The organism is Pantoea sp. Ae19-2 (genome assembly GCF_059801205.1).
Genome location: NZ_JBCHWE010000001.1, coordinates 1,315,279 through 1,339,074, shown reverse-complemented (window position 1 = coordinate 1,339,074; position 23,796 = coordinate 1,315,279). Strand labels below are relative to the sequence as shown.

Below are 23,796 nucleotides of genomic sequence, written 5' to 3'. Positions count from 1 at the left end.
TGCCCTGATTCGATAATGTTTTAGCGTAGTTCGCGTGTTGCACACTACAGGCCATTGCATAAGAATATCTGCCCTGGGGCGAATTGAATAATCGCCCTTTGAGTAACAACAGATTCAAAAAATATGGGTAACTACAACACGCCATTGTTAATAATATAAAAGGTGCTTTATTAGCACCTTTTTATCATACAACCCGCGCAGTCTTGTCATCTGGCTACGTACGTTATGAATGAACCCACAATATAAAAGATTCAAACATTAACAATGCGTGTAAGCATATAGATTAAATCAAAGCCATCCCACTGCAAGGTGAATTGAAGAGCCTGACCTATTTCGACAAGGCGATCTACGCCTGCTGGCCTGTACGCCATGATAAATTCAGCCAGTGCTGCAGATTCCATTCCATAATATGACAGCGTCTGGCAGGTCCCGCTACACAACGGTAAAATCTCGCACAACGTGTTAATTTGATATTCAAGAAAATAGCCGCACGTCCCGCTGTGAGATAAACTTTCTGAAGACAACGCAGGAAGCTCAACACGCATCAACCGATTATGGCTCAACGGGTAGCGTTTTACCCCGTCAACTTGCGCGCTGAGCAGGCAGAATTGCGTCAACTTCTGAACTGCACTCGCCGCTTGCAATGTGTATCGCTCTTGTACTATTCGGTCAAAATGTTTCCAGAATATACGTTGAGCTTGCTCGCGAATCTCTGCATTCTCACCCAGCCAGACGACTAATCCAGGTGAAGAGCAGGCATTTTGATCGCTGTGTAATGTGTCATTGTAAAAATCACTAGCAATGCGTTCTTTATTGACAGCATCAAGATACCCCTGAGCTCCAATAACACAAAACGAGTGTCGATTGGCGAAAGTGATGTCCAGCGCTCTTGGGCCTAAAGGGGACTGACGCAGCATCGCTATCGTATTATCCCCTCCCCAAATTAACCTTGTCTGACAGAGCAGTGAAAGCGCATCATTCACGTCTTTCTGTTTATCGTAGCGCACCAGCACGATATAGGGGGCAATATGGGGATGGTCATTTAGCGCCTGCCTGAGGGCCGTGCAGATCATCGAAATCTGGACAAAATCTTTACCTGGTAGACGAACGACATTGGCGTTTCCCGCCAGTAAGCCCACAAGCAGTGAATAAGCAAAATTCACTGCAACATTCGCCGGCGCGATGTGAAATGCCGCCCCTCTGCCTAACCGGTGCTCAAGGCCGGCATAGCGGGATTGCATTTGACGTAGCGAGGCCGGTCGACACCAGAATGCCAGGCTTGCGACATCACTCCATTGCTTAACGTCCGGTAACTGAAAAAGATATTGAGAGAAGGTGTCAATAAACCCCATAATTTCTGGCGCGAATGGCTTATAGGCCGGCACTTTATTAAGCATTGCCAACCGCTGGGCATCGCCAATCAGGAATGTGACCTGTTCGAATTTATCCGCCATAGGTATCACTGCATCCTCTGATCTCAGCATTTTTAAGACGCCCTAATACCTGAAAATATTTCCCCATACGACCACAGGAACAATCATCCTCGCCCAGCAAAATGCCTTCATCTTCCGTAAGCAAAGAGTGTCCCGGGTAGGACTCGGGCAGCGCAGACAGAACCTGAATAATGCCTGCCTGCCCAACAGGACACACTGAAAAATCCTGCGGATCGCGAATAATAACGTCGGAAAAAAGGCTGGCATGAAGATGACCGTATTCACACTGCATATAGATACAGCCTGTTTGCTCAACCATGCCGTAATAGTCACTAACGCGGGTAATGCCGCACACTGAATTTAAGCGCTGCGCAAACGCGGACGCAGAAATGGCCTGGGCCTGTAGCTTTTTCCATCCCCCACCGTGTATAAGTGTGGCCTGAGATAAATCATAACGGCCAGCGCAGGCCTCAAGCGCTTTATAAAAATGCTGCCAGATCATAAACGTGAAGCCAAACAGCAACAACGGCTTACCGGCATGCTTCTGCAGAAAGGTAGCCAGCACATCGTGATTGAGATTCATCTCTTCATCCAGCGCGTAGGCCCTGTCTGCTCCAAACATGGAAAACCCCAGAATGCCGGCCCCTCGAGCCGAGAACATGGCGCGATCTTTCATCACAGCAGGTGAGTCAATTATCAGCATCGGTAAACGGGCGGCGCCAATGAAATCACTGACAATCTTTATCAACACCTTCTGTTGAAGTGCCGCCGTGCTTTTATCGAGATAGATGCGTGATACTTGCTGGCCACTGGTTCCAGAAGAGGTCATCGTTTTAACGATATGGTCCTCTGGCACGCTACTCAGAGTAAGTTGTTTGAAGAGTGAAACGGGTAAAAAAGGCAAAGCATCGGGTTCAGATAATGATGCGAGATCGCACTGCTGCGCGGCCAGGATGCGCTGATAGGCCAGACAATCTCGTTGATGATGGACGCTTAGTTCATGCAGTCGCTTAAAGAGTAACGCCTTTTTCTCCGCTTTGGGTAATGAAAACGGCGCAGGGATAAATCCCTCTTCAAATCCCGGTTTCATCAGCCATGAGCCTCTCGTAATGGGTTTTACCTGAGGATGTTTTTACCAGGGTGTCGACGACATTGATTTTGAAGGCAGAGGTATGAAGTTTTGTCACCTGTGAGGCAAAACGTTTTACTTCATCTGCCAAATCGGGTTGGGTAATGAAAACGGTAAGTTGATCGTCACGTCCCACGCAGGCGCAATCAAGTCCAATAAAATGCGTTTTGAGGAGCTGCTCCATCTCATCTAAGCCAACGCGATTACCAAATATTTTCAGGAACCGTTTTTTTCGCCCCACAATATAAAAGCAACCATCCGCGTGCTGGGTGGCAATATCACCTGTGATTAACAGCCCGTTGAGATCATCACCTCGGTGAAGGTCGTCTCCGTCCGAAGCATATCCCATCATCACATTATCGCCATGGTAATAAAGCTCACCTTGTTCACCCATAGTGGTAATCAGACTCCCATCTTCGCGATGAAGTGTTAATTTCCCTCCCGGGATGGCAAGACCAATTGAGCCACATTTTGACTGTGCAAGCTCAGCAGGCAACCATGCCATACGCGCTGTCGCTTCTGCCGCGCCATACATCACGACAAACTTTTTACTGTGCTGCTGTGCATAATCGGCAAAAAATTGATGCATCGCAGTTGAAAGCTTACCACCTGCCTGAGTCAGCGTGCGTAAGGCAGGAAACGACATACGCGAAAAGCGCAAGCGATGCAGCATTTCAAACGTATAGGGAACCCCTGACAAAGAAGTCACGTTTTCAGACGCCATCTGCTGCCAAAACTCACGCTGCATAAGACCATAGCGCGTCAGTATCAGCGTCGCTCCCACCAGTAAATGACTATTAACAACAGATAAACCAAATACGTAATTGAGCGGCAAATGGACCAGAGGCTTTTCAGTTTCATCCAGTGCCAGGTATTCACTGATACTGGTGGCGTTGCTTTGCAGGTTTTGCTGACTCAGACGAACCAGTTTAGGGCTTCCTGTTGAGCCTGAGGTCGTAACCAACAGGGCGAGTTGAGGATGTAATTGCTGAGGGGCCTTACCTGTCGCAGTGAGCTGATAATCCAGCGTTTGATAATGGCTTTCACCCTGAACTTGACCAGTGGGAGCCCAAAGAAACGCCGGCCGGTAAGTGGTAATCAACTCAGCAAGATGCGTGCTATCCAGGTCCGCATCAAGCAGTAAAGGAACCGCCCCACATCGCAGACAAGCCAGATAGCCAATAAGCGTTGCAGTGGTATTCCGACACAGAATGAATATCAGCAGTCCAGACTTAAGTCTGCCTTCCATTTGCGTCACTTCCGTTAACAGCTCAGCGTAACGCCAGCGTAAACCGCTATCGTCAATCACAGCGAGTTGCCGGGGATCATGTTGTTCAATACGCCAGAAAGACATTGGCTTACCTCAGTTCCGTCTGAATACGGTCAGTGATCTGTGCTGCCGTCAGTCCGGCCTGCTCAAGCATCCAGTTGTAATCCCCTGCATGTGGATAACCCTGCGGTATACCGATAATAAGTTGAGCGGGTTTCGTGCTTTTAGGTGCGAAATATTCAGCAACGGCACTGCCTAAACCGCCAATTTCACTGTGCTCTTCAAGGGTAACAACAAGCTTGTTATTCAATAAATGATCAAGTGTTTCAGTATCCAACGGCTTGATGGTATGCATGTCAATAACGGCCGTATTAATCCCTTTCGCTTGCAGTTCATCTGCAACCTGCAAGGCAACACTCACCATCGTGCCCGTGGCAACCAGCGCTACCTCATCACCCATTTTTAAGGTAATGGCGCGCCCAATCTTCAGGTCAAAATTTTCTTTATAAACAATAGGTGCACGCATATTGCCGGTCAGTCGGAGATAGACAGGGCCCGGATGGTGCAAAGCGGCTTCCGTCATTTTCGCGGTTGCAGTACAGTCAGCAGGTGACAGAATGGTGATATTTGAGACAGCGCGTAGAGCCGCCAGATCTTCTATACCATGATGCGTGGCTCCGAACATACCTGTCGCCAGGCCTGAGGCCAGTCCGACCAGTTTGACATTCTCTTCCATGTAGCCAAGATTCAGTCGCACTTGTTCAGCGGCACGAAAAGTCAGGAAGTTCGCAAATGAGGTGACAAAAGGTACGTATCCACCCGCAGCAAGTCCACCCGCCACACCAACCATATTTTGCTCAGCGATGCCGGCATTAAAGAAACGGTCAGGATAGGTATTTGCAAAACGATCAAGCCCAGACGATTTGCAGAGATCGCCTGATAATGCGACGATTTTAGGATGGTCGGCTGCCAGTTCAAGCAGAGCAAGACCAAAGGTACCGCGGGAACCTAGCATGGCCCATGAACGCACTGAGACGGGTTTAATGTTCAGCATGGTGCCTCCTGTTCAAGTTCGCTTAATGCCTGCTGCATTTGTTGCTCATTTAAACGGTTGCGATGAAAGTCTTTATTATTTTCCATAAATGAAACGCCCTTACCCTTCAGTGTTCGGGCAATAATCACTTTGGGCTTACCTTCATGAGGAGCATTAAAAGCATCAATAAGCGCCTGATAATCATGACCATCACATTCCAGCGTTTGCCAGCCGCAGGCGGACCACAAGGCAGGAAGGTTCATTCGCATAATATCCGCAGTGAATCCATCTGACTGCAGGCCATTTTGATCAACAACGACCGTCAGATTATCCAGCTTTTGCTGTGCAGCCATGAAAGCGCCTTCCCAAATCGCCCCTTCATTGCACTCACCATCCCCCACGACGACGAACGTCTGCCACGGCTGCTGTTGCAAGCGACGACTTAACGCCAAACCTATAGCAAAACTCATTCCCTGCGCCAGGCTGCCGGCTGAAAAATCAATACCAAAGGCTGCATGCCGGGTAGGATGGACCTGTAACACGGAACCATTGATTTCAAAGCTATTCAGCTGCTGTTCAGTAATGATTTTATGATGGTGCAAAGTGGCATAGAGCCCAAGTGCGGCATGGCCTTTACTCAAAATAAAGGTGTCGCGTTGTTTATCTGTGATTCGATCGGGTTGATAGCGCATAACAGTGCTAAACAGCACGGTGAGCACGTCCGTCATAGACAGCGCTGGGGAAATATGTACGCCATCACTTGGTGCCTGATACGCGGCTTTAAGAATAGTAATGCGGGTAGCCGTCGCGGTTTTTTTTAGCTGCTGGATGGACATATTCATTTCAGACCGCCATCAACGCGAAGCGTTTGCCCGGTGATATAGCTGGATAAATCGGAAGCGAGGAACAACGCCGTTTCAGCGATTTCGGCAGGCAACCCTTGCCGGCGTAAATCGGTGCTTTGACGTGCTGCTTCAACGATATGTTCGGGCATGGTTAGCAGCATGTCGGTATCGGTGATACCGGGCGCGATAGCATTCGCGCGAATGCCATGCTCACCCAATTCGGCGGCCACAGATTTTGTCATCGCGATCAATGCCGCTTTAGAGGCGCCATAGGCTGACTTGCCTGGGTTGCCATCTTCCCCGGCCGTAGACGCGATATTCACCAGACTGCCTTTTTTATGGCGCATCATCAGCTTGACCATAAACTGGCTGAACAAATACACCGCAAAGAAGTTAACTTCAAACTGCTGGCGTAACTGTGCTTCAGTTGTCATTTGAAAAAGGCTGTTATGGGTAATACCGGCATTGTTAATCACGGCATCCAGGCAGCATTTATCAGCAATCAGCCGCTTTACAGCTAGCTTCATTGCGACATGGTCTGTCATATCAAAACATAATGGCCATATGTTCACCTGATACTTCTCGGCTAATTGCGCCATGTCAGCCAGAAACTCAGCCGTTTCTGCTCTGGCATGCGCATAAATGTCTGCGCCATTGGCCGCAAAAATTTCAACCATTGCACGTCCCATACCGCGACGGCAGCCGGTAATTAATACCGTTTTATTTTTCATCAACATGCTAGTGCCCTCAACCCATTCCGCCGTCGACACGAATGACCTGTCCTGTTACATAGCTTGCATTATCGGATGCAAGCCATAGCAATGTATTGGCAACTTCGTCAGGCAGTCCGGGACGTTTTAATTCGCAGCGGGCCATCTGACGCGCCATGACCTCTGTCGGTAATGTTGACGTCATTTGCGTGCTGATGACGCCCGGCGCAATGGCATTCACTCTTATACCCTGTGGACCAAGCTCCGCCGAGAGTGTTTTCGTTGCTGCTAACCACGCCGCTTTTGAAGCGGAATACGCCAACTGGCCGACATTTCCATCAAGTGCTGAAATGCTGGAAATATTAACGATGCTGCCTTTTTTATTACGCAGCATCAGACGCGTGATGTATTGGGTAAACACAAGCTGAGAAAACAAATTGATGCTAAATGTTTTATGAAGTTGCTCGTTCGTCATCATGGGAAAAAGCGCATCAAAATTAGCACCGGCAATATTAATTAATATTTCAACAGGCTTTTTGGCTTTCTGAATCTGTTGTGCCGCGGCCTTAACCGACTCATCACTCAGTAAATCAAAATAAACAGGGACAATCTCAACGTCGTTTTCATCCATTAACTGCTTGATGAAAAACATGAAATCAGGATCTTCATGCTGGCAACAGGCAAAAACTGATGCGCCTGACGCGGCGAACGTCGCAAGCGTTGCCTTGCCGATACCTTGCAGACATCCCGTTATGACTGCCCATTTTCCAGCAAGAAGCATAATAACTCCTATAATTCTACGTCGTATTTTTTCAGGATTTCTTTGCCTTCAGACCAGGAAGAGAAGGCAATAATATCTTCGGTATCCAGCATGATATCGAAGGTATCTTCGAGTGCGGCGATCATGCTCATGTGCCCAACGGAATCCCAGGATGGTGTATCCTGATATTTGTAATCCGGCAGGATGGATGCATCGACTTCAAAGGTTTCTACAAAAATAGCATTGTAACGTTCGATATTAGACATAGTATTTCTCTCATTATCTTTTTAGCGTACTTTGTTAATATGGCAAGGCGTAAAGAACAAGGTCATATGCATATTTACGGTGATGCCAACGCAAACAAAAACGATAGTCGTCATGCAAAGCTTTAATGTAGGACGGGATAATAAACAAGTCGTCCAGCCGATGATAAAAGCTAAGTGCAAGTAATGGTTTATGCTTTAAAATCGTGGCCTCGGCACCTTTAAGCGCTTGCTGTTCAGCACCCTCAATATCCATCTTTATAAATGTAACAGGTTCATCATTTACAACACGGTCAATACTCGAGACTGAAATTTTATGATGACTGCCCCCTTCAACAATCCCTGAATTCTGGTCACCACTTTCATTAAAACTCAGTTCGTCATTCTTCGACCACACGCCAGAATGAATACACGAAACATTTGACAGATGATTAGTATTGCTCACCAATTTCTTAAAGTTTTTTGAGTCAGGTTCAAATGCATAAATTTTTCTCGCTGGTGCAAGGTTGAGTTCGCGTAAATTCTTTACAAACGAAAGGACTGTATCGCCATCATAAGCACCGCAGTCAACAAAAATCTCATCGTTCCCAAGTGTCACGAGTTCATCATTAAAGTAAGCATTATCGCTATGATAAGGGAGCAGATGACCAACCTGACCGCAAATTCTTTGATTAAGGTAAGCTGTAAATGTTTTCCGTGAAAAATCATCACCGAACGAGTCGTATAAAGCCTGAAGGCTGTCACGATTATCAAAACAAAAATCGTAATCAATCATGCCTGCACTGAACATTTCGATTGAAGAAGGATCACAAATTATCAATTCTTCAGCATTTTTTTGTAGCTTTTCTATCAAAAAATCAGTACAGGTCTGAAAACCAATTATATAATTAAATCGCTGGGGTAGGTCAACCAGCTCTTCAATAGCGCGGACTTCAATGTGTTCATGTTTTTCGTTAGGCATATACTCAAGCGTTAGCGCTGAGCAATATAAACTCACACCCTGCTTATCTAAAAATTTCTTAAAAACATTGGCGACATACCCATTACCGCAAAGCACAACAGGAAGGCCATTTTTGCGGAACCGCGCGATAGCAGATAAAAAATAGTGTTCTCGTTCTGTAATTTCTGACAAAAAATTCATTCTTACCTCAGAGTCTGTAGCGCAGTTCACAGTGATTTAAAAACCCGCTTTTCATCATTATTGCGCATCACCCGAGCTGGATTCCCCAACGCAATACCTTCTTCACGGATATCGTTAAAGACGACGGCACCCATACCGATAATAGCGTCATTGCCTACAGTAATTTTCTGCTGTAAGACCGCACTCATGCCAATAAATACGCGATCGCCGATCACGACATTGCCACCAGTCGTAACAAACGTAGATATCACAACGTGATCGCCCACCTGAGCGTCGTGCCCCACGCTGGCGTTAGGTTGCATATAAACGTTACTGCCAAGCGTCACATCACAGGAAAGATAAACGCCTTTTGCGAGCACACAACCAGGCCCAACGCGGGTACATTCGGTAACGGTAACATCGGGATGAATAAGCGTGGCAAGTGCCAGGTGATGAGAGGCAGTTTTATCAGCGAGTTGCGCACGGAGTGACGGCTCGCCCACCGCAATAACCACTTCAATGTGCTGCGTCAGCGCCTGGTCAAAACTAACAACCGGGATACCTTTAACATCACGATTGGGCGAAATATCATCAATGAAAATCAGACCATCCCAACGATGAGCCTGTTTTTCAATCTGCTGAGCAAGAAGTAAGACTTCTCTTCCCAGTCCACCCGCACCATAGATCGCTAATTTCACTGTCTGCTTTACCTAACTCAAACTGAATAGCACTAATTTACCAGACCAGATTCAAGTTTCTGGCTGGGAATACCGTACGTTTTCTGTCGTTAATTAAGACATTGAATAATTCAGGAGGCAGTGAAAAGCAGGTACTCAATGCATGGCTTTGCTGACAAGGCTGGGGAAAGAGTGCTGTGATGCTGAACAGAATGATCGTGCTGCTCAGAAAATGGTGTTGTGCTGTCGCATCTGGCATGTGAGAAAGAGGGTCAACGTTCTGTCTGTCCCCTTTAAAAATAGTCTGGACGTAGGTATCTAATCTCCAGCCGGCCCTGTTGCTCAGTTGGGGTAAAGGAGACAAACATGCCAGATACGCGCACCTCTGGCATGTTTATTTATTAACATCCATAACTGCTGCTGAATCAGGCCACCGTTTTCATCTGGCTAACAGACAGGATGATCTCAATAATTTTGTTTTGATCGTCGACACTGAGGCTCGGATGTATCGGCAAACAAAGCACCTGATGAGACAGGCGCGTTGCCTCAGGCAGATTGCCAGGATGTGATGAAGCATAACTTTTATACATTGGAAATTCTGAAATGAGTGGGTAGAAATAGCGACGAACATAAATATCTTGTTGCTTAAATAATTGATACAGCGCATCGCGGCTCATTGGAAAATACTGCTCGTCGATAAACACGGCACAGTATGAGTAGTTCCATGTTAATCCTTGCGGAAGATGACTGAACGACAGCCCTTCCACCGAACCCAATGCCGCGACATATTTTTCGTAAACATCAGCCCGACGAGCAAATGCATTATCAAGATGCTTGAGCTGTAACAACCCAAATGCGGCCTGAACTTCATTCATTTTGCCGTTTATACCCGGAGCCACTACCGTAGTTTCGTCAGCGAAACCGAAATTTTTAAGAAAATCGATGCGGCGTTTAACACTTGCATTAGGGCAAACGATCGCCCCACCTTCAAATGTGTTAAATACTTTAGTGGCATGGAAACTAAGGATAGATAAATCACCATGATTCAGAACGCTTACTCCATCCTGCTTAACGCCAAAACAGTGAGCAGCATCGTAGATCACCTTCAAGCCATAATTGTCCGCGATACGCTGAATACCCTCTACATCGCAAGGAATGCCATAGCAGTGAACGGGAAGAATCGCACTGGTATTAGGTGTAATGGCGGCCTCAATTTTTGCCGGGTCCATGTTGCAGGTGACAGGATCAATATCGACAAAAATGGGCTTAATGCCGTTCCACAAAAGCGAGTGTGATGTCGCAACAAACGAATAGGGTGTCGTAATCACTTCCCCCGTCACACGTAACGCCTGTAAGGCGGTGACCAGCGCAAGTGTACCGTTAGCAAACAGGCAAATATGTTCAACACCCAGATACTCGGCGAGCGCTTTTTCTAACTCCTGATGGTAAGGCCCCCCATTCGTTAGCTGTTTGCTCTGCCAAATTTGTTCCAGATAGGGTAAAAACTCTTCAAGCGGCGGCAAAAGCGGGCTTGTTACGAGTACATTTTTCGATTGGCCATTATTTTGCATACTGTAAGCACCCGCTGTTAATTTTGCTTCATATAAAGAACCCGCCTCGCTGACTTACCGCTGTGGCACAGGTTCTTGTTATCCGTTATTTTTTGCTCAACCCTAATGCTTTAAACCAGCACGCTTTAGCGTCCTCGCTGTCGATAAGCGCAGAAAGTGAGGCCTGTAACTGGCTTGCAGTCTGTATGGTTTCGTCTGGCGCCTCACATCGCAAATGAATCGCCTTTTTCCAGGCATCTGCATTGTTTTTAACTTTCCAGCCCGGTAGTGAACACGCTAAAGAAGGCACATCACTGCTTACAGCTGGAATTGAGCACGCGGCTAACTGCATCAGGCAAAAATTATCTTTAAAACGGTTTTCATCAATGCTACTTCGCGGTACGACAGCGAAATCAATCGAAAGCGATGCCAGTTGCTTAACCAGACGACGCTCATCAAAATAACGATGTGTTTCAGCAATATAGGGCAACCACGCCTTGGGCGAGTCGCCCAGTATTATCCAGTCAAGTTGGTCTGAATAACTTACAATCGCAGCATCAAGCAGCTGGCAATCTTTTTCTTCCAGATAATGGGTGATACAAAGCACACGCGGTTTTGCGCTATGTTGCTGGTTTTCTCTATCATGACATTGCTCTGAAAGAATATTAGGCAGAATAACGGCCATTTTATGCCGCTTTTTGAGCCAATTGACATAAGCGCTACTTGACGTCAGCCAGGTGCTGATGAGTTCATTTTCAAATAGAATTTTGAGATTAAATCTGTTGATGTCATCACTGAGGGCATAGCTTATCTGGCAGGCGCTATGCTGTTTGAACTGTTTTACGCACTGGCAAAGATCGTTATTCACTTCTCCCGCGATCAGCAGCACATCGGGCTTTAATCTGTACAACTCAGGTGCCGTTGGAACACGTTCAAGCAGTAATAAATGAAGTGCGCACGCTGACGCAAGCATTTCCAGCGTTAAAATCAGACGTTGCACAGTAGCATCTTGTTGCCCACCGACAATCAAGACCACATTAGGTACGCCGTGGTGATGCAACGGATTCCAGCTGGCACTCAACGTTGTATCTGGCTGAAAGAGCCGTTGACTCAAGCTGTACCCAAGGCTGTAAACGGGATCCTGGGCAATAACCGCCAACCAGCGTTGGTAAAAAAGAGTGAGTTCTGATGAAGGTTGAGGCAAACACTCGGACGGATAGCCTGTGATGACATGATCTTTTGCTACCACACTGTAAGGCGTACAGATCGATAGATGCCCGGTTTCGCGAATGCGCAGCCCTAAGTCAAGACTGGCTAACAAGGGCTGAGTAAACTGTGTGTCAAATCCGCCAGTTTGTTGCCACAGGCTGTTGCGGATCAGTAAACAATCTTTACTCAGTGCCGAATAATCGCAATCGCTGAGCAGCCGCGAAAGGTTACCTGCACGGCCCCAGTTCTCACCATATCCCATCGGAAAAGCAAGGCCATTTATCCCTAAAAGATAACCCGCACAGACTATCTGATTATCAAAATTGATCAGTTGTGGCGCCACGCAACCGACTTCTGGACGAAGAGCGTGGTTTACCAGTCCCGTAAACCAGGTACTGCTGACGAAGGCGGTATTGGCATTGAGCAAGAGCAGGTATTCACTCGTTGCATGCTGACTCGCCCTGTTAATCGCCATCATGTCTGACCTTTCATGGCTTTCAACAATGTGGATTACGGCCGTATTGTTTTTTACCAGCCAGTCGAGCCAGGCTCGAATCTCATCAGACGTGTGCGGTTGAACGACAACGCGCATCTCAAATGCCTGGGTTGGCATTTGCTGATAAAGTGTAGTGAAGCAGCGCTGGAGAGCGGGCAAATTATCTCCCGCTACCAAAATCACTGACAGTGAGAGCGTGATGTTCCTACCATATTGTATCTGCCACGGTTTGCCTGGCTGAGCAGTAGCACTTCCCTGATCAAATCCTCTCTGCAAAAGGTAACGCTGAAGCAGTTGCTGTTGCTCTTGAGACGCAGTAGCAGTGCAGACCTCTTTCGGTATCAGCGCTATGACATCCGATAAATGTCCGATAGCGCCAATATCAAACCGAATGAGTAGCTTTAAAATCGCATCAAGTTCAAAACAACGCTGATAGTCGGTGTCCAGACCGCCAATGGCCATAAGGGCTTCACGATGAAAGAAGCCGCGTTGCAAATAGAGATGTGGGGCGCTTAAAAAAAGATCCAGATTGAAAGCAGGTTTAAAGTGCGGGCTCAGCACACCATTGACTTCTTTAATCGCTTCGTCGGCATAGACCAGGGCCAGATGATGGATATCCTGTAATGCATCAATAGCCAGTCTTATACCCTGAGCACTGTAATCACATCCCGCGGGAATGAACTGAACCCAGTCAAATGCGTTTTGCTCTGCCAGGCTGTTAACGACGGACAGTAAACGTTCAGGAGGGCAATAATTTAAGGGCGAGTTCGGTTTAGTATTAGCTGAATCAGAGGAAACTATCACTATCTGACTGCCAATAGCGTGTTCAAATTGAGGCAGCAAGGTATTAAGTGTTTGCTGTATGTCACCGCCCTCATGCTGCTGTATAACAATCAGTAGGCGGGGGATGTTCTCAGGTGTTGCCGGCCATAATGTTTGCGGCACGCTGCGATGCTGTAACCAGTGAGTCAAACTGAGTTGCTGTTTTTCTGCATCCTTTTGCGCGGCCTGCTGTTGCGTCAATGCGACGAAACGCTCAAACTGACGCTGCCCCGTCTCCCGGCGCGCCAATATATTTTCCCGCATTTTGCCGAGGGTTTGACGCGCACGGGCAATCCCTTCCGCTGAGTTTTCTAGCGTGATACCAGCACCATCATTATCACGTATCGTGATCGTATTGATAGCAAGGTGCTCATAGCCTGCAGCCCTCAGTGCTACAACAGGGCTTCCGCACAAAATCGCCAGCGCACAGGTTCCAGACGACTCATAAGAGTAGAGAACGTTGGTCCGTTTTAGTAACTTTGCAAGTTCCGACAGGGTGAGCGGGTTTTCCATTGACAAAATCTGTATGTCTGCTGGAAGCTGGCTGAAATCAACAGCCGATTTCGGGATGCGATTCAAATAAAGAACGTTCAAATCTTTATGCGGATTATCGTCACGGAACACATCAAGATCGTAAGCTTCAAGACACAGAATTTCAGGATTAACAGCTTTCTCTGCAAATTCACTGCGATACCAGAAAAAAAGATCGTCTGGGCCGGCTTCCAGCCTGTTTTTCATGATGATCCCTTCCCTGTTCAGCATATAACGAACACTAACTGGGGCAGATAACGGATTTCCGGAGGTAACTTCTGGATAAACGGCTATCCAGGGTTGGCCACTATTCTGAATATCATTCCATTGTTTTTCGTCCAGGCGCGGCGTATTCCATTCAGGATTAACTTCACAGTTCACCATCCAGGCTTTACCGCCTTGCTCATTTATCATATGACAGAGTCGATGCATGACCTGAATACCCAGTGAAGATTCACGATAATCAGGGGACAATAACAAGTAAGGGTAGGTAAATTTATCCATTCTGGTTTCAACCTGTACGGCGCGGTAACACTGTTAACGATATTGAAGGCACCTAAAGCACAATGACGCTTGCTGACTCTGTCATTGGCGATAACGCGGTGCCTGTTTATTCGGATGTTAAAACGCTACTGCGTTAACCAACCCTTTTGCCATTCATTCAGTCCATGCTCTCGCAAATACCAGTCCTGATGGACCGCCGCGCGAAGTTGATCGCCCAGACGACGAGTGGCATCCATATCCGCAAGGTGCGCGCGTAGGGCGCCCATCCAGTCTTTGAAGCGGTTTTCAACCAGGGTCACAGGCAATCCACAGCGATAAGGCTCGATACTGGTCGCGATAATGGGCACGCCGCAGGTGCCAATCTCCAGCAGCCTAAGGTTACTTTTGCATTCATTAAACTGGTTGATTTCGAGAGGAACCAGCGCCAGATCCAGGTTGAGGCTGGCGAGTTTTTCTGGATACATCTCAAAAGGCACGCCTGGATGGAATTCACAGTGAACGCCCCGGGGCTTCATCCCCATGAACACCCATTCAACCTTATCTTCCAGCTCCTTGATAATTGGCAATAAAATTTGCAGATCGCCCGTGTGCGTGCTGCCGCCTGCCCAGCCGATACGCACCTTACGCCCGACACCACGTTGACTCAATAAGTGTCCCCACTGTGCTTCCGCCAGTCGGTTTTGCGCGATCCGTATATCGGCGTGAAAGCGGCTGTAAGCCTCAGCCAGTGGCGCCGTGGAAACGACAACCCAGTCTGCGGACTCCATCACTTTGCGAAGATTTTTGACGATCTGCTGGGGAAAGTGGTTGCGGTTGCCATTTTTTAACGGCACGTTCAGCAGGAAATCATCATATTCCACCACGATCTTCGCGTCGCTGACGTCCCGATACTGCTTCATAATTGAAGGGAAGCGGCTTCCACTTAATGACTCCAGCAAAATGATGTCTGGTTGCAGAAGCGCCACTTCCATGACGCCGGGAATCTGCTGGGTCATACCGCCTTCTAACAGCAGATTACTTTCCAGCGCTTTAAATGGCTGGACGATACGGTGATTGCCACATCCCTGCCAGTCAACGTGATGCGCTAACACAACCGGCAAGGGGCGCCCCGGTAACGGCTGCTGGAAACGCGCCGTTCCTGCGCCAAGCGTGAACGCTTTACCTGCCCGCTGCATTTGTTGATTATTGCTGGGATCCCGCAAGAGCATCGATCGCCATTGGCTGCGAAGCTTGCTGTAATCGTGAAGAAAAGGTCTTTCCTGCACATGGAATTTTTCCGTCATCAGTCGGGTTGCTCCGCCCATATGACGAACGCGCGACCATGGTGTCCAGACGTTCAGGTAACCTTGCTGTAAAGCGCGTAGGCCCAGATCAACATCCGCGAAATACAGGGGATACTCTTGTTCAGCAAATCCACCCAGACTAAAAAAGACCGATTTGCGAACCATCATGCAAGATGCGCTTACCGCGGCGAGATTGTGCTCAGTTTGCAGATAACGCTGGAAGCCTCTGGCTTCACCATCAACACCATCCCAGGGGCTGTCTACACCATTCTGTACGCCGAGCAGAAAGCCGCCATGCTGTATCCGGCCATCCTGATACTCCAGACGAGCGCCCGCCAAGGCAATTTCCGGACGCAAGGCATGTTCGAGCAGTGCATCAAGCCAGTCCGGATGGGTAATTTGGCAGTCGTTATTGAGAAACAGCAGTATGTCGCCTCGTGCCTGTTCCGCAGCACGATTATTTATGGCTGCAAAGTTGAACGGCGCGTCGTAGCGTAGGACCTTGATTTGTTCGATATTTAATTTTTCAAGATCGTTAAGAAATGCACACGCCTGTTCGTCCACTGACTGGTTATCAACAATCAGCAATTCATAATAGGGATAGCGCGTTTTCTCCATCAACGTATCAATACAGGTGCGTAATAAGGCGGCGTGGTCGCGGGTGGGAATAATAATTGAAACCAGCGGTTTAGCATCCCAGTGATAACGCACCCGCATCGTGCCCAGATTCATCCCGGCGTCAAGTGATGCCGTAATCCCTAAACGTTGTAAATGTGCTTTAACAACGTCCTGATAGGCTGCGCTGTAATGGCTTTCCTCGAACCAGCGGCCGTTATCTTTACTGCTCTTTACCACCACTTCTGACAGATGACCAAGTGCACCCGGCCCTTGCTGTTCAATGCATTGCCAAAGCAGTTGATAAAGTCCGAGGGGATTCATTTCATCGGTGATCCCCCCTGCTGCCTGCGCCTTATGTTTGTCAAACATCAGCGTGCGGCCCACGTAAGGCGTGCTTCTTAACAGATCGATATTAGGCGCGGGTCGCAGTATGACGCCGGGTTCATTGTTTTCATCGTTAAAGCTCTCATCGCAATACCAGAAGGCGGTATCCGGATAGCGCAAACGGTGTTCAGCCATGAGCAACAAGGCATCCGGTAAAAGCTCATCTCCCGCCATGACAACAATAAATGCGGAAGGCGCGCTTGTGTCTTTGAGCAAGTGGTTAAGTTCAGCCAGCCAGCCCTTTTCACATCGCGCAAAAGTTCCTTCATCTAAAACGACATCATCATCGCTTAATAAGCTTATTGTCGAGGGCGGCAGTGTTTGCTCCCTGACCGCAGCCAGAGAACGTTTGCAGTCAGCTGCGTTGCCTTTTTCATTAACGATGACGACGCCGATGTGACCACTTTCTGGAACGGCTCCAATAAACGAGAGTAATGCTGCCCGACGGGCGTCCGTAATACGCCTCTCTTTAAGCCACTGCTCTATAGAATAGTTTTTGTCTACCCATGACAACACTGACTGGCTATGGAAACGCAAAGCGTGATGCGCGCGTTCATCCATGGACCATTTTTTGGCTACAAGTGGCAGGCTAATGATTTTGTCGATGGCACAAGACAGGTCCCACTGATTCCGGAAGCGGTCTTCATTTGCAAGCGTCCACTGCAGTGCATCCTTGAAGCCACGTTTGAGTAATTCAATCCATTCATCCGCATCAGGACAAAACTGCAGGTTAACGACAGTAAAATGTGATTTATCGAACTCACTAAAATTATGCTCGCCTAAATAGCCTTCAACATAATTTGTAGAGGCGAGAAACACAGGAATACCGAGGATGAGTGATTTCGCCACAATCTCATCACTACCGATAACGGCATCATAATTATTGAGCCACTCAGGCTCAATACGGCTAACAGGCTGGCTGCAATCGAACCATTCCAGGCTGATTGCTTGTGCTTTGAGCTGCTGCTGCAGTTCATACATTTCGGCAGAAATATCAGGCGCAAAATAAAGCACCTTTTTCAATTCTGTGCGAATCCTACGCTGCCCGAATGCATTGAATGCAGGGGAGAAAGTATAGGGTAAAACCTCTACCTGACCGGGTAGAAGGCCGTTCTGGAGTAATCGCTCAGAGATCGCCGGCGACAGGCTGAGAGAGAGTGAAGCAAGCTGATTCTCAAGCTCAACGCCCCATGGCATATAAACATCGTGATAGTCGTAAAAATGCCGGAAAATAACGGGCGCGGTTCTGGAAAATAACCCAACAGAAGACAGGAGTTTCTGGCTAAAAAAACCTTTGTAAACCAGGATAAGCCCATACTCATCGGCCAAAGTGCCCAGCTTTTCGCTGATGATGCGAAAGTCTGGATTCTGTCTGAGCCTTTCCAGTTCAAATGACACCGTCTTACCGTACGTACTGGTAACGACGTCAACCTGCCATCCTAAGGACAAAAAAACATCAATGATATCGAGCGCTTCATTAACGTGAATGGAAAAGTGCTCGAATCTGTCGATGCTAATTAAAAGCCTGCTCATCTGATATCCTCTGGTTGTGCATCAGCAAAATCTGCACGCACATAGATCACCCATATCAGACTATTGTAGAAGTGTAAGCGACTAACTTAGCGGGACATTAGCTACAGTAAACCGGGCTAATTAAAGCGATTAAGCAAAAAAACGCCCTCAGAAATGAGGGCGTTTTTATTAATACAGGTTTTGCGGCGATTAACGCAGCAGAGACAGCATGGTCTGTGGTACCTGGTTGGCCTGGGCCAGTACAGAAGAACCGGCCTGCTGCAGGATCTGCGCACGGGACATGTTCGACACTTCCGTTGCGTAATCCGCATCCTGGATACGGCTGCGGGCCGCGGTCAGGTTGGTTACGGTGTTGTTCAGGTTGCTGATGGTGGACTCAAAACGGTTCTGAGACGCACCCAGCAGGCTGCGCTGGTTATCGACTGCTTTAATGGCAGCATCAATATCGGCCAGCGGCGCACCATCAGTGCTGCCACCGCTTGTTACGGTACCGCTCAGTACGTCAAAGCCTTCTGCAGCGGTAGTACGGGCGTTGCCATTGATAGTCTGACCTGTAGTCTGAGACGTCGCACCAGAGGTATTGAACAGGTTGAAACCGTTACTTGCACTGATGGTGATACCAATGGTTTCACCGTCTTTCGCGCCAACCTGGAAGTTGTAGGTGCTGCTGCCTGAACCGGTGTTCAGCACTTTGATGCCGTTGAAGTCGGTCTGCTTGGTGACGCGGTTGATCTCTTCCATACGCTGGTTAACTTCAGCCTGGATTGAGTCGATGTCAGACGCTGAGTTAGAGCTGTTCTGTGCCTGAACGGTCAGGTCACGTACGCGCTGCAGGTTGTTGTTGACTTCGGTCAGCGCGCCTTCAGCGGTCTGTGACAGAGAGATACCGTCGTTGGCGTTACGGGCAGCAACGGTCAGGCCGTTGATGTTAGAGCTGAAGCGGTTGGCAATCGCCTGACCCGCTGCGTCATCTTTTGCACTGTTGATGCGCAGGCCGGAAGACAGGCGCTCAATCGCAGTACCCAGTGATGACTGAGATTTGGTCAGGTTATTCTGCGTAACCAGAGACAGGGTATTGGTATTAATAACTGCCATAATAATTATCCTTCATAAAAGAATTATAGGGTTCGGATTTGGCCTGCGGCTTCATCGCCTTCAATATTGTTATCGCCCTCCTGGCTTAAAACTTTATGCTTTAGTCTTTTTTTTTACCAAAGAGGACAACTGAAATTTGTTTACAAAAGGCTTTCCAGGTCAAGGTCGGGCCGTACTGAAGCGTAAACTTACCGTATTCCTGGCAGCAGGCGCTCCCCTGCTCACTTTCCCCTGTATTAAAAAACGTTATTAAATAGGCGGTTATATTTTTTCGCCTATTTATTCCGTATTAAAACCTTTCACTTACCGGTTTTATTGAAAAGTGTCTCCGCTTTAATATGATGCCACCACCGAGACAAAATGTTATTTCTGCCATAAAGAAACATCGTGATATCTCAGTGCCTGTTCGGGCAACCTGTTTCAGCATTCCATCTTCAATAATCCATTCCCAGAAAGGCGTGATAATAACATTGCGTTAATAATTGCTATTCATCATCTCATGTCAAACCGCTTCCCTTTTAAAAGCCAGTCGGCCTGAACATGAACGGATATAACGCAAGATGTCATAGCCGTGCCTGCCAGAACCACTTTCAGGAACGAATCAGCATCAGGATATGCACCTGTTTTAGCCCAGGCCCTCAACGCAGCATATTTCTGTCTATTGCCTTACGTCAGCGTTCGATACTCAACGCTGTGAGCTGACCTGCCAGAGACTCACCGACGTGAAATGCCGTATGAATCCCTCTAACATTCAAGCAAGCGTTTCACTTTTTCACCCACAGCCATGAAGACATCATGTTTTCAGGCAATAAAAAAACGCCCTCATCACTGAGGGCGTTTTTATTAATACAGGTTTTGCGGCGATTAACGCAGCAGAGACAGCATGGTCTGTGGAACCTGGTTGGCCTGGGCCAGTACAGAAGAGCCGGCCTGCTGCAGGATCTGCGCGCGGGACATGTTCGACACTTCCGTTGCGTAATCCGCATCCTGGATACGGCTGCGGGCCGCGGTCAGGTTGGTTACGGTGTTGTTCAGGTTGCTGATGGTGGACTCAAAACGGTTCTGAGACGCACCCAGCAGGCTGCGCTGGTTGTCGACCGCTTTGATCGCTTTATCGATATCAGCCAGCGGCGTGGTGCCTGCTGCTGCACCACCGGTACCGCCGGTGACGGCACCTTTCAGTACGTCGAAACCGATCGCTGAAGTGGTACGCGCGTTGCCGTTTACAGTGTCGCCCGTAGTCATTGCGCGGGTGTTCTGGGTGGTACCAGTCTGACCGGCTGAGGCCAGGTCAAAACCGTCGCTTGCGCTGATGGTGATACCGATGGTTTCACCGTCTTTGGCGCCAACCTGGAAGTTGTAGGTGCTGCTGCCTGAACCGGTGTTCAGTACTTTGATGCCGTTGAAGTCGGTCTGCTTGGTGACGCGGTCGATTTCCTGCATACGCTGGTTAACTTCAGCCTGAATCGAGTCGATGTCAGACGCTGAGTTAGAGCTGTTCTGCGCCTGAACGGTCAGGTCACGTACGCGCTGCAGGTTGTTGTTGACTTCGGTCAGCGCGCCTTCAGCGGTCTGCGACAGAGAGATACCGTCGTTGGCGTTGCGGGCAGCAACGGTCAGGCCGTTGATGTTAGAGCTGAAGCGGTTAGCGATCGCTTCGCCGGCTGCATCGTCTTTTGCGCTGTTGATGCGCAGGCCGGAAGACAGGCGCTCAATCGCAGTACCCAGTGAAGACTGAGATTTGCTCAGGTTGTTCTGAGTAACCAGAGACAGGGTATTGGTATTAATAACTGCCATAATAATTATCCTTTATATAAAAATTACAGGGTTTGGATTCGGCCTGCGGCTTCATCACCTTCAATATTGTTATCGCCCGTCATGAGCAAAACTTTACGCAGGACACGGTTTTTTTTAATCGTCTGTTGGAAAACCTGTTCAGATGGAATCTCAGGCGTAGCTGAATAACCTCATCAGCAACATAAAGGCCATTGCGCTGTTTCGCATTGGGCTATGAATGTCCGACACAAAAAGCAATGGATGAGGGAAAAGCAAAACGGGAGCAAACACGTTTGAGAAGAATATTTATATGACACAAATGAAAAACGCCTTCATAACTGAAGGCGTTTTTGTTAATACAGGTTTTGCGGCGATTAACGCAGCAGAGACAGCATGGTCTGTGGAACCTGGTTGGCCTGGGCCAGTACAGAAGAACCAGCCTGCTGCAGGATCTGCGCGCGGGACATGTTCGACACTTCCGTTGCATAATCCGCATCCTGGATACGGCTGCGGGCCGCGGTCAGGTTGGTTACGGTGTTGTTCAGGTTGCTGATGGTGGACTCAAAACGGTTCTGAGACGCACCCAGCAGGCTGCGCTGGTTGTCGACCGCTTTGATCGCTTTATCAATGTCGGCCAGCGGCGTGGTGCCTGCTGCTGCACCACCAGTACCACCGGTAACGGCACCTTTCAGTACGTCGAAACCGATCGCTGAAGTGGTACGCGCGTTGCCGTTTACAGTGTCGCCCGTGGTCATTGCGCGGGTGTTCTGGGTGGTACCAGACTGACCGGCTGAGGCCAGGTCAAAACCGTCGCTTGCGCTGATGGTGATACCGATGGTTTCACCGTCTTTCGCGCCAACCTGGAAGTTGTAGGTGCTGCTGCCTGAACCGGTGTTTAGCACTTTGATGCCGTTGAAGTCGGTCTGCTTGGTGACGCGGTCGATTTCCTGCATACGCTGGTTAACTTCAGCCTGAATCGAGTCGATGTCAGACGCTGAGTTAGAGCTGTTCTGCGCCTGAACGGTCAGGTCACGTACGCGCTGCAGGTTGTTGTTGACTTCGGTCAGCGCGCCTTCAGCGGTCTGTGACAGCGAGATACCGTCGTTGGCGTTGCGGGCAGCAACGGTCAGGCCGTTGATGTTAGAGCTGAAGCGGTTAGCGATCGCTTCGCCGGCTGCATCGTCTTTTGCGCTGTTAATACGCAGGCCGGAAGACAGACGCTCAATGGCAGTGCCCAGTGAAGACTGAGATTTGCTCAGGTTGTTCTGAGTAACCAGAGACAGGGTATTGGTATTAATGACTGCCATGATGAATGTCCTTTAATAAGAAAGTCAGGGTCAGGTATTTGGCCTGCGGCTTTATCGCCTTCAATATTGTTATCGCCCGCTCTGGTTGAAACTTTAATTCTTCGTATCGTTTTTTTATTACTTTGCCGTAAAAACCTAAGTCTTTGCTGCTAAAGCGGACATCACTTCGTACAAAAAGAGCCTCAAAACGCTGTTCAATACCTTACCGCGCGCCTAAATCCGTTGAGGTTGTGATCAGCCTGCCGCGGCAATAAAAAAAACGCCCTCATTGCTGAGGGCGTTTTTATTAATACAGGTTTTGCGGCGATTAACGCAGCAGAGACAGCATGGTCTGTGGAACCTGGTTGGCCTGGGCCAGTACAGAAGAGCCGGCCTGCTGCAGGATCTGCGCGCGGGACATGTTCGACACTTCCGTTGCGTAATCCGCATCCTGGATACGGCTGCGGGCCGCGGTCAGGTTGGTTACGGTGTTGTTCAGGTTGCTGATGGTGGACTCAAAACGGTTCTGAGACGCACCCAGCAGGCTGCGCTGGTTGTCGACCGCTTTGATCGCTTTATCGATATCGGCCAGCGGCGTGGTGCCTGCTGCAGTACCACCAGTACCACCGGTGACAGCACCTTTCAGCACGTCGAAACCGATCGCTGAAGTGGTACGCGCGTTACCGTTTACGGTCTGGCCAGTCGTCACGCTGGTGTTCTGAGTAGTACCAGACTGACCGGCAGCGGCCAGGTCAAAACCGTCGCTAGCGCTGATGGTGATACCGATGGTTTCACCGTCTTTGGCACCAACCTGGAAGTTGTAGGTGCTGCTGCCTGAACCGGTGTTCAGCACTTTGATGCCGTTGAAGTCGGTCTGCTTGGTGACGCGGTCGATTTCCTGCATACGCTGGTTAACTTCAGCCTGAATCGAGTCGATGTCAGACGCTGAGTTAGAGCTGTTCTGCGCCTGAACGGTCAGGTCACGTACGCGCTGCAGGTTGTTGTTGACTTCGGTCAGCGCGCCTTCAGCGGTCTGCGACAGAGAGATACCGTCGTTGGCGTTGCGGGCAGCAACGGTCAGGCCGTTGATGTTAGACGTAAAGCGGTTAGCGATCGCTTCACCGGCTGCATCGTCTTTCGCGCTGTTGATGCGCAGGCCGGAAGACAGGCGCTCAATCGCAGTACCCAGTGAAGACTGAGATTTGCTCAGGTTGTTCTGAGTAACCAGAGACAGGGTGTTAGTGTTAATCACTGCCATGATGTTTTTCCTTTAAAAATTGAGCCAGATTAAGGCGTCTGAATTCGGTTTGCTCACCGACAACCTGATTATCGTCAGCCTCTGAGCAACCTTTAGGGAAAAATTTCAGGAATTTTCTGGCAGGCAAACCCGCGAAGACAATTAAAGAAGCGTTCTTTATTGGCGCATTAAATTTATCAAAAACAGGCTAATCTTTTGCCACTCGCTGCCG

17 protein-coding genes are annotated in these 23,796 nt (G+C 48.7%); all 17 read right to left on the bottom strand.

Translation table 11 applies throughout. From position 1 onward, the window contains the following. Positions 1–251: 251 nt before the first annotated feature. The gene (locus tag AAIE03_RS06165; protein WP_019105011.1) at positions 252–1,454 is read right to left on the bottom strand and encodes an acyl-CoA reductase; all 1,203 of its coding nucleotides are present in this window, start codon (positions 1,452–1,454) and stop codon (positions 252–254) included. Beyond that, entirely contained in the window at positions 1,444–2,523 is a 1,080-nt protein-coding gene (locus AAIE03_RS06160; RefSeq protein WP_013026147.1) for a LuxE/PaaK family acyltransferase, read from the bottom strand. Before AAIE03_RS06160 ends, AAIE03_RS06165 begins: the two co-directional genes overlap by 11 nt. After that, positions 2,507–3,916: an AMP-binding protein gene (locus AAIE03_RS06155; RefSeq protein ID WP_013026148.1), complete on the bottom strand. Its 1,410-nt coding sequence runs from the start codon at positions 3,914–3,916 to the stop codon at positions 2,507–2,509. Before AAIE03_RS06155 ends, AAIE03_RS06160 begins: the two co-directional genes overlap by 17 nt. Before the next feature lie 4 nt (positions 3,917–3,920). Continuing rightward, a complete protein-coding gene (locus tag AAIE03_RS06150; RefSeq protein WP_014593931.1) occupies positions 3,921–4,886 on the bottom strand; it encodes a transketolase family protein in 966 nt (321 codons plus the stop codon). Continuing rightward, positions 4,880–5,707, bottom strand: coding sequence for a transketolase (locus AAIE03_RS06145; protein WP_014593932.1), 828 nt, complete (start codon positions 5,705–5,707; stop codon positions 4,880–4,882). Before AAIE03_RS06145 ends, AAIE03_RS06150 begins: the two co-directional genes overlap by 7 nt. Further along, on the bottom strand, positions 5,704–6,447 hold the full coding sequence (locus AAIE03_RS06140) for an SDR family NAD(P)-dependent oxidoreductase (RefSeq protein WP_014593933.1): 744 nt from the start codon (positions 6,445–6,447) through the stop codon (positions 5,704–5,706). The genes AAIE03_RS06145 and AAIE03_RS06140 overlap by 4 nt, the downstream gene beginning before the upstream one ends. A 10-nt stretch (positions 6,448–6,457) precedes the next feature. Next, entirely contained in the window at positions 6,458–7,201 is a 744-nt protein-coding gene (locus AAIE03_RS06135; RefSeq protein WP_019105012.1) for an SDR family NAD(P)-dependent oxidoreductase, read from the bottom strand. An 8-nt stretch (positions 7,202–7,209) separates the two neighbouring features. After that, the gene (locus tag AAIE03_RS06130; RefSeq protein ID WP_013026151.1) at positions 7,210–7,446 is read right to left on the bottom strand and encodes a hypothetical protein; all 237 of its coding nucleotides are present in this window, start codon (positions 7,444–7,446) and stop codon (positions 7,210–7,212) included. Positions 7,447–7,480: 34 nt separating this feature from the next. Then, a complete protein-coding gene (locus AAIE03_RS06125; RefSeq protein WP_014593935.1) occupies positions 7,481–8,584 on the bottom strand; it encodes an FkbM family methyltransferase in 1,104 nt (367 codons plus the stop codon). Between the two features lie 26 nt (positions 8,585–8,610). Continuing rightward, complete coding sequence (locus AAIE03_RS06120) at positions 8,611–9,261, bottom strand: acetyltransferase (RefSeq protein ID WP_019105013.1); 651 nt, start codon at positions 9,259–9,261, stop codon at positions 8,611–8,613. A 404-nt stretch (positions 9,262–9,665) separates the two neighbouring features. Further along, positions 9,666–10,811: a DegT/DnrJ/EryC1/StrS family aminotransferase gene (locus AAIE03_RS06115; RefSeq protein ID WP_013026154.1), complete on the bottom strand. Its 1,146-nt coding sequence runs from the start codon at positions 10,809–10,811 to the stop codon at positions 9,666–9,668. A gap of 85 nt (positions 10,812–10,896) precedes the next feature. Next, a complete protein-coding gene (locus tag AAIE03_RS06110; protein ID WP_238494082.1) occupies positions 10,897–14,352 on the bottom strand; it encodes a glycosyltransferase family 2 protein in 3,456 nt (1,151 codons plus the stop codon). A gap of 125 nt (positions 14,353–14,477) precedes the next feature. Further along, positions 14,478–18,170, bottom strand: coding sequence for a glycosyltransferase (locus tag AAIE03_RS06105; protein WP_013026156.1), 3,693 nt, complete (start codon positions 18,168–18,170; stop codon positions 14,478–14,480). 189 nt (positions 18,171–18,359) lie between these two features. Further along, positions 18,360–19,265: a flagellin N-terminal helical domain-containing protein gene (locus AAIE03_RS06100; protein ID WP_014593938.1), complete on the bottom strand. Its 906-nt coding sequence runs from the start codon at positions 19,263–19,265 to the stop codon at positions 18,360–18,362. Positions 19,266–20,129: 864 nt separating this feature from the next. After that, a complete protein-coding gene (locus AAIE03_RS06095) occupies positions 20,130–21,062 on the bottom strand; it encodes a flagellin N-terminal helical domain-containing protein (RefSeq protein ID WP_014593939.1) in 933 nt (310 codons plus the stop codon). Between the two features lie 353 nt (positions 21,063–21,415). Beyond that, complete coding sequence (locus AAIE03_RS06090) at positions 21,416–22,348, bottom strand: flagellin N-terminal helical domain-containing protein (RefSeq protein ID WP_072138847.1); 933 nt, start codon at positions 22,346–22,348, stop codon at positions 21,416–21,418. 307 nt (positions 22,349–22,655) lie between these two features. Beyond that, positions 22,656–23,585 carry a flagellin N-terminal helical domain-containing protein gene (locus AAIE03_RS06085; protein WP_014593940.1) on the bottom strand — a complete coding sequence of 310 codons (930 nt, stop codon included), beginning with the start codon at positions 23,583–23,585 and terminating at the stop codon, positions 22,656–22,658. Between the last annotated feature and the right edge of the window lie 211 nt (positions 23,586–23,796).

What these genes read in the sequence shown, in the direction of transcription:
- AAIE03_RS06165 (WP_019105011.1), bottom strand. Translation starts at nt 1,454, where the DNA reads ATGGCGGATAAATTCGAACAGGTCACATTCCTGATTGGCGATGCCCAG.
- AAIE03_RS06160 (WP_013026147.1), bottom strand. Translation starts at nt 2,523, where the DNA reads ATGAAACCGGGATTTGAAGAGGGATTTATCCCTGCGCCGTTTTCATTA.
- AAIE03_RS06155 (WP_013026148.1), bottom strand. Translation starts at nt 3,916, where the DNA reads ATGTCTTTCTGGCGTATTGAACAACATGATCCCCGGCAACTCGCTGTG.
- AAIE03_RS06150 (WP_014593931.1), bottom strand. Translation starts at nt 4,886, where the DNA reads ATGCTGAACATTAAACCCGTCTCAGTGCGTTCATGGGCCATGCTAGGT.
- AAIE03_RS06145 (WP_014593932.1), bottom strand. Translation starts at nt 5,707, where the DNA reads ATGAATATGTCCATCCAGCAGCTAAAAAAAACCGCGACGGCTACCCGC.
- AAIE03_RS06140 (WP_014593933.1), bottom strand. Translation starts at nt 6,447, where the DNA reads ATGTTGATGAAAAATAAAACGGTATTAATTACCGGCTGCCGTCGCGGT.
- AAIE03_RS06135 (WP_019105012.1), bottom strand. Translation starts at nt 7,201, where the DNA reads ATGCTTCTTGCTGGAAAATGGGCAGTCATAACGGGATGTCTGCAAGGT.
- AAIE03_RS06130 (WP_013026151.1), bottom strand. Translation starts at nt 7,446, where the DNA reads ATGTCTAATATCGAACGTTACAATGCTATTTTTGTAGAAACCTTTGAA.
- AAIE03_RS06125 (WP_014593935.1), bottom strand. Translation starts at nt 8,584, where the DNA reads ATGAATTTTTTGTCAGAAATTACAGAACGAGAACACTATTTTTTATCT.
- AAIE03_RS06115 (WP_013026154.1), bottom strand. Translation starts at nt 10,811, where the DNA reads ATGCAAAATAATGGCCAATCGAAAAATGTACTCGTAACAAGCCCGCTT.
- AAIE03_RS06110 (WP_238494082.1), bottom strand. Translation starts at nt 14,352, where the DNA reads ATGGATAAATTTACCTACCCTTACTTGTTATTGTCCCCTGATTATCGT.
- AAIE03_RS06105 (WP_013026156.1), bottom strand. Translation starts at nt 18,170, where the DNA reads ATGAGCAGGCTTTTAATTAGCATCGACAGATTCGAGCACTTTTCCATT.
- AAIE03_RS06100 (WP_014593938.1), bottom strand. Translation starts at nt 19,265, where the DNA reads ATGGCAGTTATTAATACCAATACCCTGTCTCTGGTTACGCAGAATAAC.
- AAIE03_RS06095 (WP_014593939.1), bottom strand. Translation starts at nt 21,062, where the DNA reads ATGGCAGTTATTAATACCAATACCCTGTCTCTGGTTACTCAGAACAAC.
- AAIE03_RS06090 (WP_072138847.1), bottom strand. Translation starts at nt 22,348, where the DNA reads ATGGCAGTCATTAATACCAATACCCTGTCTCTGGTTACTCAGAACAAC.
- AAIE03_RS06085 (WP_014593940.1), bottom strand. Translation starts at nt 23,585, where the DNA reads ATGGCAGTGATTAACACTAACACCCTGTCTCTGGTTACTCAGAACAAC.